A 14,494-nucleotide genomic window follows, 5' to 3' on the forward strand; every position below is an offset into this window, starting at 1 on the left:
TTCCCGGGAGAGAGAGTGGGAAGGCTCCTTGGTAACGCGTCACTTGGAGAGAGTCACTCGCGTGACATCCCCAACCTAGCCGCAGCCCATTTTGCTGCAATTGCGAAAAAGGCATTCGCAGATGCGGAATGGTTAATCGTGTCCGCAAGGAAGCGATTGTCCTGAAGGCGACCTTGCGCCATGCGGCACCGGATGAGCGACGAGACCTCCAAAGTCGAAGCACAGCGCACCTGGGGCGGCCGGTTCGGCGGCAGTCCCGCCGAGCTGATGACGCGGATCAATGCCTCGATCGGCTTCGACAAAAGGTTGTGGCGTGAAGATATCACCGCGTCGAAGGCCCATGCGGGAATGCTTCGCGATCAGGGGATCATCGGCCTCGACGACGCCGCGGCGATTCTCGATGGCCTCGACCAGATCGCGGCGGAATATGAGCGCGACGGGGTGCCCGAGCGCGCCGAGCTTGAAGACATCCACATGACCGTCGAGCACCGGCTCGGTGAATTGATCGGCGCAGCTGCTGGCCGCTTGCACACAGCCCGGTCGCGCAACGACCAAGTCGCGACCGACTTTCGAATCTGGGTTCGCACGAGTTGCGAAACCGCCGTTCAGGCCATCCAGGGGCTGCAAGGCGTACTTGTCGCTCGCGCCGACGAGCATGCCGAAACGGTGATGCCGGGCTTCACCCACCTTCAGGTCGCACAGCCAGTGACGCTGGGCCATCATCTGATGGCCTATTACGAAATGCTCCGCCGGGACGTGTCGCGCTTCGCGGACGCGCGGGCGCGGATGAACGAGAATCCGCTCGGCGCGGCGGCGCTGGCTGGCACGGGCTTCGATCTCGACCGCGAAGCAACGGCGAAAGCCCTCGGCTTTGAAAGGCCGACTGCCAACAGCCTCGACAGCGTTTCCGACCGCGACTTCGCGCTTGATTACCTCTCGGCCGCCGTGCAGTGCAGCTTGCATCTATCGCGCCTCGCCGAAGAACTGATCATCTGGGCGAGCCCGCAGTTCGGCTTCGTGAAGCTCTCCGACCAATTCTCCACCGGCTCGTCCATTATGCCACAGAAGCGCAATCCGGACGCCGCGGAATTGGTGCGAGGCCATAGCGGCCGCATCCTCGGCTGCCTCACCTCGCTAATGGTGACGATGAAGGGCCTGCCGCTCGCTTATTCCAAGGACATGCAGGACGATAAGGAGCCGGTGTTCGAAGCCTTCGACCTGCTGATGCTGTCGCTGGAAGCGCTGGCCGGCATGGTCGAGACGATTACCTTCGTGCCCGAGCGGATGCGCGCCGCTGCTGAGCACGGCTATTCAACCGCGACCGACCTCGCCGACTGGCTGGTGCGCGAGGCCGACGTTCCGTTCCGCGAAGCGCATCACATCACCGGTCGCGCCGTGAAGTTGGCCGAGGAGCGCGGCTGTCAACTCGACGCGCTTCCGCTTGATGACCTCAAGGCGATCGACGCCCGCATCGACCAGCGCGTGTTCGACGTACTCAGCGTCGATGCCTCGGTCCGCAGCCGCACCAGCTACGGCGGCACCGCCCCTGCCCGCGTCCGTGAACAGATCGCGAAGGCGAAGGCCGAACTAGGCCGGTGACCGCCGGTCGCGCTGCGCCAACGTGCGCAGGCGGAGCGCGTTCAAGCGGATGAAGCCCGCCGCGTCGCGGTGGTCGTAGCTGCCGCTGCCTTCCTCGAAGGTGACGAGGTCCTGGTCGTAGAGCGACTGCGGGCTCGACCGGCCGATGACCGTCGCATTGCCCTTGTAGAGCTTCATCGTGACCTGGCCGGTGACCCGCTCCTGGCTCTTGTCGATCGCGGCCTGCAGCATTTCGCGTTCCGGCGCGAACCAGAAGCCGTTGTAGATCAGGCTCGCGTACTTCGGCATCAGCTCGTCTTTGAGGTGCATCGCGCCGCCGTCGAGCGTGATGCTTTCGATGCCGCGATGCGCCGCTAGCAGGATCGTGCCTCCCGGAGTTTCGTACACGCCGCGCGACTTCATGCCGACGAAGCGGTTCTCCACGAGGTCGAGACGACCGATGCCGTTGTCATGGCCGAGCTGGTTCAGCTTGGTCAGCAACGCGGCCGGCGATAGCGCCTCACCGTCGATCGCCACCGCATCGCCACGCTCGAAATCGATGGTGATCGTCGTCGCCTTGTCCGGCGCTTCCTCGGGCGAGATCGTGCGCTGGTGGACGTACTCGGGCGCCTCCGCGCTCGGATCCTCCAGCACCTTCCCTTCGGATGACGAGTGCAGCAGGTTGGCATCGATCGAGAAGGGCGACTCCCCACGCTTATCCTTGGCGATGGGGATCTGGTACTTTTCGGCAAAGTCGATCAGCTGCTCGCGGCTCTGGAACTCCCATTCGCGCCACGGGGCGATGACGCGGATGTCCGGCTCCAGCGCGTAATAGCCGAGTTCAAACCGGACCTGGTCGTTGCCCTTGCCGGTCGCGCCGTGACAGACGGCATCGGCGCCCACTTGCCGCGCAATCTCGATCTGGCGCTTGGCGATCAGCGGGCGCGCGATCGACGTGCCGAGCAAGTAGTCGCCCTCGTACTGCGTGTTGGCGCGGAACATCGGGAAGACGAAGTCGCGGACGAATTCCTCGCGCAAATCTTCGATGAAGATGTTTTCCGGCTTTACGCCCAGCATCTCAGCCTTGCGGCGCGCCGGCTCAACCTCCTCGCCCTGGCCGAGGTCGGCTGTAAAGGTGATCACCTCCGCGTCGTACTGCGTCTGCAGCCACTTGAGGATGATCGAGGTGTCGAGCCCGCCCGAATAAGCGAGCACGACCTTGGGTTTGATAGCCTTCATTCTTAGCCTTCCAGCATCCAGAGCATGGCGCCGCGCGCCGTGTGCATGCGATTTTCCGCCTGCCGCCAGACGGCTGAGCGCGATCCGTCAATGACCGGCGCGGTGACTTCTTCGCCGCGCCGCGCGGGCAGGCAATGGAGGAACCGGGCGGACGGCGCACGCTCCATCAGCGCTTCGTCGACCTGATAGGGCTCGAAGGCCGCGCGGCGCTCGTCGCTGTCGTCGCCACCCATCGACACCCACACGTCGGTGTAGACGATGTCTGCGCCTTCGACCGCGTCCGCCGGGTCGCGCGCTTCCTGCACGTCGGCGTTGCCGAAGCCGTAGCCTTCGGGGCTGGCGATGACGAACTCAGCACCCGCCAGCGCGCTAGCCTCCGCGAGCGAGCGCGAAACATTGTTCGCCTCACCGATGAAGGCGACCTTTACGCCTTCGATACGGCCGAGCAGCTGCTTGATCGTTAGCAGGTCCGCCAGCGCCTGCAGCGGATGGTCGGTCGCCGACAGCATGTTGAGCACCGGCGCCGCGTTCACCCGCGCCATTTCCTCGAGCAGGCCGTGGTCGAACACCCGCCCCGCGATGATCGCGTGATAACAAGCGAGCGTGTGCGTCAGGTCGGGCACGCTCTCGCGCGTTCCGAAACCAAGCTCATCCTTCTGGATGTAGACGGGGTGACCGCCCAATTGCGCGGTCGCCAGTTCCATCGAGTTGCGCGTGCGCGCGCTCGGCTTTTCGAAATAGAGCGCGACGCCCTTGTCCGTCAGCACCTTGGGCGCCGGCTGCTGCTCGGACAGCGCGAGGATGCGGTTGAGGTCGCTCTGGCCGAGGTCCCGGATCGATAGCAGGTGCCTCACGCCACTTTCTCCCGCGTGATCATGGTGCCGACGCCATGGTCGGTAAGCAGCTCGATCAGCAGCGAGTGATTGACGCGGCCATCGATGATGTGGGCGAAATTGACCCCCTGCTCGACCGCGTCGGCGCAGGCCTTTAGCTTGGGGATCATGCCTTTGCCGATACTGTCGCTACCCAGCCGTGCCCGCAGCTCTTCGGCAGTCAGGCGCTGGATCAAAGTGGTCTCGTCCTTTGGGTTCTCGAGCAGCCCGGGCACCGCGGTCAAATAAACGATCTTCTCCGCGTTCATTGCCACCGCGATCGCCCGCGCGGCTTCGTCGGCGTTGACGTTATAGGGCTGGCCGTCGGCGTCCGCACCGATCGTCGAGATGACAGGGGTCAGCCCATCGTCGAGCAGGCGGTGAATCAGCTCGGCGCGAACGTCGGTGACGTTGCCGACGAAGCCGAGCGAGGGGTCGGCCGGCGTCACCGTCAACAGGCCGGCGTCCTCGCCCGACACCCCCACCGCGACCGGCTCCTCACCCGCCTGACTGTTAATGGTCGAAACCAGATCGCGGTTGATCTTGCCGACCAGCACCATGCGGACGATTTCCAGCGTCTCGGCGTCAGTCACGCGGAGGCCGTCGCGAAACTCCGGCTGCTTGCCGACCCGGCGCAGCATGGTGTCGACCTGCGGCCCACCGCCATGCACAAGCACGCACCGCACGCCGACGCTTCGCAGCAGGAGCACGTCCTGCGCCAGCGCAAGGTCGCTTTCGCGGTCGATCGCCGCGCCGCCCAGCTTTACCACCACCGACTTGCCGGCGAACTGGCGAATGTAGGGAAGTGCCTCGACCAACACGGTCGCGATCTCTGACGGAAGAAGGACAATCTTCATGACGTCTTGCTGTTTTCCTTGATGTAGCCGGGGCCGAGATCGATCCCGATCATCCGCGCCGACCCCTTGCCCGCGCCGAGGAAGACTTCGATCTCGACCTCGTCGCCCATCATGTGCTCGGTCAGCGCCTGACCGTCATGCTCGATGCCGACGCCGCTTTTGGCGACCTTGATGCCGCCATAAGCGACGAAGCTCTTGTCGACGTTCATGTCCACACCGGCGGACCCTGCCGCGGCCATGAGCCGACCCCAATAGGGGTCACCCCCGTACCAACTGCATTTGACGAGATTGTTCTCAACGATGTTCTTTGCGGCGATCCGAGCCTCCTGCTCATTCGCCGCGCCGGTGACGGTCAGATGCGCGATCCGCGTCATGCCTTCGGCGTCACGCGCCATTTTCATCGTCAGGTCGCGGCAGACGGCGAGCAGGGCATTGGCAAACTCGTCGGGATCGGCCTTGCCGCGCTTGCCCGAGGCCAGCAGCATCGCCGTGTCGTTGGTTGAGGTCGCACCGTCGACGTTGAGCGTATTGAACGTCGCGTCCGACGCCGCCTTCAGCGCCTTCTGCATCACCGCCAGCGGCACGTCGGCGTCGGTGGTCAGGAAGGCGAGCATCGTCGCCATGTTCGGCGCGATCATGCCGCAGCCCTTGGCCATGCCGCCGAGCGTGAAGGTCGAACCGCGGACGACGACTTCCTTGGCTTCGTGATCGGTGGTCAGGATGCCGCGCGCCGCATCGTGCGCGCCCTCGACCGACAGCTTTTTCGCGAGACGCGGCGTCGCGGTCAGGATCGGCTCCATCGGCAGCGGCGTGCCGATGATGCCGGTCGAGCAGACCAGCACATGGCTGTTGGCGACCTGCAGCGCTTCACCTGTCGCCGCGGCCATCAACTGCGCGTCCTTGTAACCGGGCTTGCCGGTGCCGGCATTGGCGTTGCCCGAATTGACGATGATCGCCGCGGCCTTGTTGCCGTTGGCCGCCAGCGTCGCACGGTCCAATTCGACCGGCGGCGCGGCAAATTTGTTCTGCGTGAACACCGCCGCGCAGGGCACGGGCTGCAGGTCGTCGGTCGCGATCAGCGCCATGTCGAACTTGCGCCGCTTGATGCCGGCGTGACAGCCGGCAGCGACGAAGCCTTCCGCCGCGGTAATGCTCATGGGTAAACTCCGATCGTCGTCAGCCCGGCCGTCTCGTCGAGGCCGAGCATCAAATTTGCGCACTGAATCATCTGACCCGCCGCGCCCTTGCCGAGATTGTCGATCGCCGACAGCGCGACCACGCGCCCGGTCCTCTCGTCATAGCGCGCCGTCAACTGCACGCCATTCGAGCCGCTCACCCACTTGGTCGCGGGCGGTTGGTCCGTAACGTGCACGAAGGGCTCCGCGGCATAAGCGTCGCGTAAGATTTGCAAAGGGTCGGATGTGCCGGTCGCCTCGCCGTAGCAGGTCGCCAGGATGCCTCGCGTCATCGGGACCAGGTGCGGCGTGAACAGAACCGTGCCGCCGGTGGCCATCTCCATTTCGGCCGTGTGGCGGTGGCTGAGCAGGCCGTAAGCGGAGAAGCTGCCGTCGACCGTGCTGAAGCCTGTCGCTTCCTTCGCCTCGCGGCCGGCACCGCTGACGCCCGAAGCCGCATCGACGATCAGGCTGTTGGCCTTGACCACGCCGGCCTCGACCAGCGGCTTCAGTGCAAGGATTGCGGCGGTGGCGTAGCAGCCTGCAGCGGCGACAGCTTTGGCTTGCCTGATGGCGTCGCGATGCAGCTCGGGAATGCCATAGACGAACTGTCCGAGCAGCTCCGGCGCCTCATGTGCATGCCCATACCAGCGCTCATAGGTCGCGCCATCGTCGAGCCGAAAATCCGCGCCGAGGTCGACGAATGGGATACCCTTGTCGAGGATCGTCGCCGCCAGCCGCTGGCTGTGGCCGTGCGGGAGCGCGGCGAAGACCAGATCGACATCGTCGAGCGAGCCCTCGCCGAACTTCTCGACAACCGCATCGGGATAAGCCGCCGCCAGATGCGGATGGACCGCCCCGAGCGCCTGCCCAGCCTTGCTGTCGCCGAACAGCGTCGTCGCGCGCAGTTCGGGGTGCGCGGCGATCAGCCGCAGCAGCTCGCCGCCGACATAGCCCGATGCTCCAAGGATTGCTGTCCGAATCATCGGCGCCCTATTCACGCGATTGCATATTTATGCAACCCAATGCATATTCATGCGATGACCGAGTTGAAGGAACGTCGTCAGAAAGCGCTTGCGGAAGTGATCCGTTCCGGACCGCGCGCCAGTCAGGACGAATTGTGCGAGCAACTCGCCGGGCTGGGCTTCACGGTCACGCAGGCGACCATCTCGCGCGATCTCGACCAGATTGGCGCCGTCCGGGTGCGCCGCGATGGAAAACTCGGCTACGTACTGCCGGACAATGGCGCCGCCTCCGGATCACGCCTCGCCACCGTCTTCCGCGACTTCGTCCGCTCCATCGATCCGGCCGGCAATCTCGTCGTCATCAAGACCCCGCCAGGCTCGGCGCACCTCGTCGGCGTGGTGCTCGACGAGGCAAGCCTGCCGCAAATCGTCGGCACGATCTGCGGCGACGACACGATATTCATTGCCTGCACAACGACCGCCGCCGCAAGTGCGCTGACGGAAGAACTGCGCGCCGCGTCAGCTTGACGGCGAAACGCAGTTGGCGCGGGTGAGCGGCGGTGGTGCATCCGCCCGCAACTTGAGCCGGTGCGTGAGCTCGGTCAGCCGCCGGACATAGGCGTCGGTAAACACCACGGAGCACTTGCGCGTGAGGTGCGAATATTCGGGCAGCGTTAAGTTCTGCACGCTCGCCGGCAGATCGTCGACGTGCACACCGACGCTTCGCGTATTTCGCAAGAGGACATCCCAACCCTTCGCCTTGGGCACCTGCGCCTCTTCGTTGACCCGCAGCTGTGGCCCGGACGGCGGCCGCACGAACACGACCTCGCCGCCCCGCGCGCGAATCTTGTCGACGGCCGCCTTCGCCCGCGCCTGACCCTTGGCGATCAGCTGCGGCGTGTACGGGAACTTCTCCTTGAAACCCTTCCAGGCCCAGCGCGCATGGTCCTGCAGCGCCCCCGGCTGCTCGATCCGGTCCCACATCCAGGTCTGGCGCCGCTCGCCGACTTCCTGGATCTTCCATATGTCGTCCTTCGGCCCCTCGACGCCCTTGCGGAAATCGGGATCGAGCCGATGCGCCAGCACGCTTAGCCGGTAATTGGAATCCAGGAACGCCAGCCGGCGCTGTAGAAAGTGATCGATCTCGATCCCGATGTGCCCCGACGGTGACTTGAAGTCGTTGCGGTGGCGGACGTAGCCGCCGTAGCCGTCGAACGGCTGGAAAAACATGGTGTCGGCCAGCCCGACGATCAGCAGGCCATGGAAATTCTCATTGCTGGCGACGTCCTCCAGCAAGGTCAGCGCGGACGTGCCGTGAATTGCCAACTGGACCGGGCGCACGCCCGTCAGCCGCTCGAACCGCGCCAGGTCGGTATCGAACAGGATGCGCGAATCCCCGACGATCGCGACCGCCGCGCCTTCCGACCGCGCACGCTCCTTCACCCACTCGACCTCGCTATTGTCGATATCGCCCGCATGGAGGCCAATCCGCCGCGCATTCACCTCGATCGCGGTGACTCCCAGCGTCACGATGATCAGTGCCGACAGTGCGATCCCGCCCCAGGGATGACGCGGCACATCGCGCGTGGGCACCGGCTGTGCTTCACCCGGCCGGTCCGACGCGGTCAGCCGCAGCCCCGCGGGCAGCGCACCTTCGCGGCGAAGGACGCCCTTGGGCGGATCAGAACTGGAAGTAGATGAAGGCACTGCCCTTCCCCTGTTCAGCAACGATGGTGATCGCCATTAGCCCCAGCAGACCGCCGACCACCCATGACGGTGTCCGCTCGACGGCAATCTCCAGCGTCCTGTCGCGCATTGCCCAGTGCGTGCCGACGATCGCCGTCACGATGACGATTGCGTAAATCATCGGCAGCAGCGCGATCATCGGCACCGGCTTCGCCGCCATGCCGGCCATCGACTGCAGCATGTTGGACGCGATGGTGAAGTTCTTGGCGCGGAAGAACACCCAGGTGATGTTGACCAGCAAATAGGTGAGCAGCCCCAGCCCGACGATCGCCAACGGCCCCGGCCGCCACCCGCCGAACCGCGACCGCAGCCACCGCTCGATCGCCAGATAGGTGCCGTGCAACCCGCCCCAGACGACGAACGTCCACGACGCGCCATGCCACAGCCCGCCGAGCAGCATCGTCCCCATCAGCGCGGAATAGGTCCGCGCCGGCCCGTGCCGGTTGCCGCCCAGCGGAATGTACAGATAGTCGCGCAGCCACGACGACAAGGTGATGTGCCACCGCCGCCAGAAATCCGAAAAGCCGACCGCCGCATAAGGGAAGCGGAAGTTGTCGGGCATCGCGAAGCCCAGGCACATGGCGACACCAATTGCGGTGCTCGAATAGCCGGCGAAGTCGCAGAAAATCTGCCCGCTGAAGGCCAGTGTCGCGACCCAGGCGTCGAGCGCCATCGGCACGCCTTCCCGAGCATCGTAGACCTTCTCGACCACCGGCGCGAGGAAACCGTCGGCGAGCACGACCTTCTGGAACAGGCCGAGGGTAATCAGCGCCAGCCCGAAGTAAATCTGATGCAGGCTGGTCTTCGGCTGCCGCTCGAACTGCGGGACCAGCTCGGTCGGCCGCATGATCGGCCCCGCGACCAGGTGCGGGAAGAAGGTTACGAACAGCGCGTAGTCGAGAAAATGCGCCGCCGGCTTCGCTCGCCGCAGATAGACGTCCAGCGTGTAGGACAGGGTCGCGAACGTATAGAAGCTGATGCCGACCGGCAGGACGATGTCCCACTTCGGCGGCTGATAGGCGACGCCCACCGCCTTCATCAGCTCGACGAAATTCTCCAGAAGGAACCCGCCATATTTGAAGTAGCCGAGCATGCCGAGGTTCACGACGACGCTGGTCACCATCCACAACTTGCGCGTCCGTTCGTGCTTCGCGCGCACCATCCACTGCGCGGCCCACCAGTCGACGACCGTCGAAATCCATAGCAGCACCACGAAGGGCGGGTTCCACGCGGCGTAGAACAGGTACGACGCGATCAGCAGGTTGATCTTCTTCTGATGCCACGAGAACAGCGGCGCATGATGCATTGCCATCACGATCGCGAAGAAGACCACGAAGGTCAGCGAATTGAAGATCATCGGACGCGCACCGCGCGCCCACCTGCCCCATCGATCATACAGCGCCCCCGCGTCTGTACGCCCGTCCGCGGCACTCAGCGGAACGATTGTCTCTTACACCGCGCGACAATCGGATGAAAGTGAACACGCCACTAGCGGAACCCCCTCCTCATCCCCTCCGTTCAGTGCGCGTGGACAATGTGCATACGCTCGAGCGCAAGCCGCCGCTCATCACCCCGCCGCCCGCGGCCGAGGCTTTCTACACGGAAGTCCTGAAGCTCCTGTCGGACTCCGGCATCCCGTTCCTGGTGTCGGGCACCTACGCGCTCGCCAGCTACACCGGGCTCGACCGTCCGACCAAGGACGTCGACGTCTTCGCCAAGGCCGGCGATGCCCTCAAGATGCTCCACCATTGCAAGGCGCATGGCTTCGACGTTGAGATCGTCGACGAGCGCTGGCTCAGCCGCATCACCCGCGGCGAGCTGTTCGTCGACGTCATTACCAACATGCCGACGGTCACCACGCACGTCACCGATGAATGGTTCGTCAATGCGCCCGAGACGGAACTGTTCGGCGCCACGGTGAAGCTCGTTCCGGTTACCCAATTCATCTGGTCGAAGATCTTCGTCCAGGACCATCACCGCTATGACATGGCCGACGTCGCACACATGATCCTCAAATGTCATGAGGCGATCGACTGGAAGCAGTTGCTCAGTCACATGGAGCTTTATTGGGAAGTGCTGCTGATTGCCCTTCTCAATTTCCGCTTCGTCTATCCCAGCGAGCGCAACGTCATCCCGAAATGGCTAATGGACGAGTTGCTCGAACGCCTGCGCGACCAGTCTGACGTGAAGGGGCCGGGCAAGAAGGTCTGTCGCGGCCGCATCTTCTCGCCGCGCGATTATGCGATGGACGTCGAAAAATGGGGCTTTTCCGAGGCGGTCGGCAATCTCGAAGAACAATACGGATAGATCATGCGTGTAGCGGCAATCGGCGACCTGCACGTCCAGGAGACGGACGAAGCTCCTTATCGTGACATGTTCGTGGAGATTTCCAATCACGCGGACGTGCTTTTGCTGTGCGGTGACCTCACCAATTTCGGCAAGACGCGCGAGGCGGAGATTCTCGCTGACGACATCAAATCGTGCGGGGTCCCTGTTCTCGGCGTTCTCGGCAATCACGATTACGAATGCGGCCAGCCTGAAAAAGTCGCAGAGATCCTGTGCGAAGGCGGCATGACCCTGCTGGACGAGCAGGCGCACGAAATCGACGGCGTCGGCTTTGCGGGCGTGAAAGGCTTTCTCGGCGGATACGGCCGCGGCGAGCTCGCGCCGTTCGGCGAACCCATCGTCAAGGCCTTCGTGGACGAAGCGCAAAAGGAAGCGCGCAAGCTGGAAAACGCGCTTCGCACGATCCGCACCGACCGTAGCGTCGCGGTGCTCCATTATTCTCCGGTCCCCGACACGCTCGACGGCGAGCCCGAGGAGATTTTCCAATATCTTGGATCTCAGCGTCTCGCCGAGCCGATCGACCGCTTCGACCACGTGAAGGCGGTCGTGCACGGCCACGCCCACCACGGCACCTACGAAGGCCGCACCCCGCTTGGGAAGCCGGTCTACAACTGCGCGCAGTTCGTGGTGCGGCCCAAGTTCGGCCGTCCCTACGCGCTGATCGAGGTCTAACGCCCGCTATTGCTGCCCGGTGCCCGCCCGATTAGGGCACGCATCAAGCGCGGGGAGTTCCACAGCTAATGCCGATCGACCTGCGCCTCGACACGCGGCGCTTCAACCAGCTGGCGCTGCTCGCCATGATCGTCGGGTTCAGCCTGCTGCTGATCGCCTTCGCCGTCATCATTACCAGCGCCATCAGCAACCAGCGCGCGACCACGGCGGTCCGCCATACGTATCAGGTTATCGATGAGTTGGACGCGCTGTCACTCGCCATTGAGCGCGTTGAAACCGCGACGCGCGGTTACCTGCTCTCGCCCAGCCCCATCCGGTCGGAGACGCGGCGACGCTATGCCGCCCAGATACCGGCGCGCCTCGATCGGCTGCGGTCCATCACCAGCGATAACCAGCGCCAGCAGGCAACGTTGAAGATACTGCGCGCCAAGATTGAAGATCAGGTCGCGACTACCACCGATATGATGGCCCGCGCGGAAGCGGGCCAGCTCGAAAGCGCCCGCGCCGAATTCGTCGAGCGTGTGAAGATCCGCCAGATCGACCAGATCCGCGACCTCGAAAAGGCCGTACGCGACGAGGAATTGCGCCTGCTCGACTGGCGTCAGTCTGTCGAAAGCGGGCGCCGCACGCAATTTTCAATCATCCTTGCCGTCACTGGCCTCTTACTGCTGCTCGTCGGCGCGGCGACCTACTGGCTCGTGCGCCGTTACACGCTCGACCTCACGGCCACGCGCGATCGCCTGCATTTGCTCAATACGGACCTCGAAGCCGCCGTCTCCGAGCGCACAGCCGACCTGCAGCGCGCCAACGATGAGATCCAACGCTTTGCCTATATCGTCAGCCACGATCTTCGCTCGCCGCTGGTCAACGTGATGGGTTTCACCGCCGAGCTCGAAGCGGCGAACAAGGCGGTCGGCGACCTGCTCGACCGCGCCGAAAACGAAGCGCCGCAGCTCGTGACCACCGAAGCGCGCTATGCACGCGAGGATCTGCCGGAGGCGATCGGGTTCATTCGTTCGTCGACCGAGAAGATGGACCGGCTCATCAATGCCATTCTCAACCTGTCCCGGCAGGGCCGGCGCGTACTGTCTCCAGAGCATCTCGACATGCGGCGGGTCGTCGACGACATCGTCAACAGCCTCGCGACGCAAATGGACGAGCGGTCGGCCACGGTGGAAGTCCAGGGCGCCCTGCCCGACCTTCACCACGATCGCCTGGCGGTCGAGCAGATCTTCCAGAACCTGATCGAGAACGCGACCAAATATCTGAAACCCGGCGTTCCGGGCCGCATCAAGGTTCGCGGGCAGCGGTCCGGAAAACGCGCCATCTTCGAAATTGAGGACAATGGCCGCGGCGTCGATCCCAATGATCACGAGCGCATTTTCGAGCTTTTCCGACGGTCCGGTGCGCAGGACCAACGAGGCGAGGGCATTGGCCTTGCCCACGTCCGTGCCCTTGCCTACCGCCTTGGCGGTACCGTAACGATACGGTCCGCGCTCGATGAAGGCTCGACATTTATCGTCGATCTGCCAATCACTTACGCAAAAGAAGGAAGCGATCAGTGAACGCTCAGCAACCCGTCGGCATCGTCATGATCGAAGATGACGAGGGCCATGCGCGCCTTATCGAGAAAAACATCCGCCGCGCGGGCATCTCGAACGACTTGCGTCACTTCCTGAATGGGACGGAAGCGCTCGAATATCTCTTCAATTCGCCCGAAGGACCGGCGCACAACGGGCCCGCCCTTGTCCTGCTGGACCTCAACCTGCCGGACATGAGCGGCACCGACATTCTCGCCAGGATCAAGGGTGACGAGAAGCTCCACCGCGTCCCCGTGGTCGTCCTGACCACCACCGACGACAAGGTCGAGATCCAACGCTGCTACGACCTTGGCTGCAATGTCTACATCACGAAGCCGGTGAACTACGAAAGCTTCGCCGACGCCATCCGCCAGCTTGGCTTGTTCCTGTCGGTGATCCAGGTTCCGGATAACGCCGGCTGATGAAGTCTCCCCGGCGTATACTGTACATCGATGACGATGCCGGCACCCGGCGGCTGGTCCAGAAATTGCTGGGCCGGCGTGGTCACGACGTCGTCACCGCCGAGGGAGGTGCCGAAGGTCTGGACCTCGCGACCAAGGATCGGTTCGACCTGATCGCCGTCGACCATTACATGCCGGGCATGGATGGTCTCGCCACGCTGAACGCCATCAACAAGCTGCCGGCCCCGCCACCGGTCATTTACGTCACCGGCTCCGAAGAGAGTTCGGTCGCGGTTGCAGCGCTCAAGGCGGGCGCCGCCGATTATGTCGTCAAGTCGGTTGGTGACGATTTCGTCGACCTTCTGGAACGCGCGTTTCAGCATGCGCTGGACCGCGAGCAGATGCGCAAGGGCAAGGAAGAAGCCGAGCAAAAGCTCGTCGCCGCCAACGAGCGCCTTGCTGCCCTGCTGCGGGAGGTCAATCACCGCGTCGCCAATTCGCTCCAGATGGTCACGACGATGGTCATGATGCAATCGCGCGTCCTGACCGATCCGGCCGCCAAGGCCGCACTTGCGGACACCGAGCGCCGCATTCAGGCGATCGCGCAGGTGCACCGTCGCCTTTACACATCGGGCGACGTCGAAAGCGTCGCGATGGACGAATATCTAAACGCGATCGTGGAAGAGCTGGAGGCGACCCTGTCGTCGCCGATCAACCCGCGCACGATTCTGCTCAACGCGGAACCGCTGAAGCTCAAGACTGACAAGGCCGTGTCGCTCGGCGTGATTGTGACCGAGCTCGTCACCAACGCCTGCAAATATGCTTATGGCGAGGGCGAGCCCGGCGAGATCCGCGTTCGTTTCGGGCAGGCTTCGGCGCCGCGACCGGATCGCTTCATGCTCGAGGTCGAGGACGATGGTTGCGGCCTGACAGATGACGGCCCGCGTGGCACCGGCCTTGGCACGCGCCTCATCGCGGCGATGGCGCAAAGCCTCGAAAGCGCGGTCGAATATGACCGCGCCTACCGCGGCTGCCGCGCCGTGCTCGTCGGCAGCGTTTAGCC

General features: G+C 64.0%; 14 protein-coding genes. 7 read left to right on the forward strand and 7 right to left on the reverse strand.

Annotated features, from left to right (window positions below):
- Positions 1-192: 192 nt before the first annotated feature.
- Complete coding sequence (argH, locus tag QU596_RS04290) at positions 193-1,599, forward strand: argininosuccinate lyase (RefSeq protein WP_308517388.1); 1,407 nt, start codon at positions 193-195, stop codon at positions 1,597-1,599.
- Here the strand turns inward: argH and QU596_RS04295 are convergent.
- The 5 genes from QU596_RS04295 to argC are packed head-to-tail and all read right to left on the reverse strand — an operon-like array spanning position 1,588 to position 6,707.
- Complete coding sequence (locus QU596_RS04295) at positions 1,588-2,817, reverse strand: argininosuccinate synthase (protein ID WP_308517390.1); 1,230 nt, start codon at positions 2,815-2,817, stop codon at positions 1,588-1,590. The two genes, argH and QU596_RS04295, sit on opposite strands and share 12 nt — an antisense overlap.
- A 2-nt stretch (positions 2,818-2,819) precedes the next feature.
- Positions 2,820-3,671 carry an ornithine carbamoyltransferase gene (locus QU596_RS04300; RefSeq protein WP_308517391.1) on the reverse strand — a complete coding sequence of 284 codons (852 nt, stop codon included), beginning with the start codon at positions 3,669-3,671 and terminating at the stop codon, positions 2,820-2,822.
- The gene (gene argB, locus QU596_RS04305; protein WP_308517392.1) at positions 3,668-4,546 is read right to left on the reverse strand and encodes an acetylglutamate kinase; all 879 of its coding nucleotides are present in this window, start codon (positions 4,544-4,546) and stop codon (positions 3,668-3,670) included. Before argB ends, QU596_RS04300 begins: the two co-directional genes overlap by 4 nt.
- The gene (gene argJ, locus QU596_RS04310) at positions 4,543-5,703 is read right to left on the reverse strand and encodes a bifunctional glutamate N-acetyltransferase/amino-acid acetyltransferase ArgJ (RefSeq protein WP_308517393.1); all 1,161 of its coding nucleotides are present in this window, start codon (positions 5,701-5,703) and stop codon (positions 4,543-4,545) included. The genes argB and argJ overlap by 4 nt, the downstream gene beginning before the upstream one ends.
- On the reverse strand, positions 5,700-6,707 hold the full coding sequence (argC, locus tag QU596_RS04315) for an N-acetyl-gamma-glutamyl-phosphate reductase (RefSeq protein WP_308517395.1): 1,008 nt from the start codon (positions 6,705-6,707) through the stop codon (positions 5,700-5,702). The genes argJ and argC overlap by 4 nt, the downstream gene beginning before the upstream one ends.
- Before the next feature lie 54 nt (positions 6,708-6,761).
- On the opposite strand from argC, the gene argR reads away from it, so the two are divergent.
- Positions 6,762-7,214 (forward strand): arginine repressor, encoded by a 453-nt coding sequence (gene argR / locus QU596_RS04320; protein WP_308517397.1) that lies wholly within the window; start codon positions 6,762-6,764, stop codon positions 7,212-7,214.
- Here the strand turns inward: argR and QU596_RS04325 are convergent.
- Entirely contained in the window at positions 7,206-8,393 is a 1,188-nt protein-coding gene (locus QU596_RS04325) for a hypothetical protein (protein WP_308517398.1), read from the reverse strand. The genes argR and QU596_RS04325 overlap by 9 nt on opposite strands.
- A complete protein-coding gene (locus QU596_RS04330) occupies positions 8,368-9,789 on the reverse strand; it encodes an MBOAT family O-acyltransferase (RefSeq protein ID WP_308517399.1) in 1,422 nt (473 codons plus the stop codon). Before QU596_RS04330 ends, QU596_RS04325 begins: the two co-directional genes overlap by 26 nt.
- Before the next feature lie 170 nt (positions 9,790-9,959).
- On the opposite strand from QU596_RS04330, the gene QU596_RS04335 reads away from it, so the two are divergent.
- From QU596_RS04335 to QU596_RS04355, 5 genes are all read left to right on the forward strand, one after another.
- Positions 9,960-10,739, forward strand: a complete 780-nt coding sequence (locus QU596_RS04335) for a nucleotidyltransferase (protein WP_308517400.1) — start codon at positions 9,960-9,962, stop codon at positions 10,737-10,739.
- Between the two features lie 3 nt (positions 10,740-10,742).
- Complete coding sequence (locus QU596_RS04340) at positions 10,743-11,450, forward strand: metallophosphoesterase family protein (protein ID WP_308517401.1); 708 nt, start codon at positions 10,743-10,745, stop codon at positions 11,448-11,450.
- A gap of 68 nt (positions 11,451-11,518) precedes the next feature.
- Positions 11,519-13,015 (forward strand): sensor histidine kinase, encoded by a 1,497-nt coding sequence (locus QU596_RS04345; RefSeq protein WP_308517402.1) that lies wholly within the window; start codon positions 11,519-11,521, stop codon positions 13,013-13,015.
- A complete protein-coding gene (locus tag QU596_RS04350; RefSeq protein ID WP_308517403.1) occupies positions 13,012-13,452 on the forward strand; it encodes a response regulator in 441 nt (146 codons plus the stop codon). The genes QU596_RS04345 and QU596_RS04350 overlap by 4 nt, the downstream gene beginning before the upstream one ends.
- Positions 13,452-14,492 carry a response regulator gene (locus tag QU596_RS04355; RefSeq protein ID WP_308517404.1) on the forward strand — a complete coding sequence of 347 codons (1,041 nt, stop codon included), beginning with the start codon at positions 13,452-13,454 and terminating at the stop codon, positions 14,490-14,492. The genes QU596_RS04350 and QU596_RS04355 overlap by 1 nt, the downstream gene beginning before the upstream one ends.
- The last annotated feature ends 2 nt before the right edge of the window (positions 14,493-14,494 follow it).

The sequence above is a fragment of the Sphingomonas flavescens genome (genome assembly GCF_030866745.1).
GTDB lineage: Bacteria > Pseudomonadota > Alphaproteobacteria > Sphingomonadales > Sphingomonadaceae > Sphingomicrobium > Sphingomicrobium flavescens.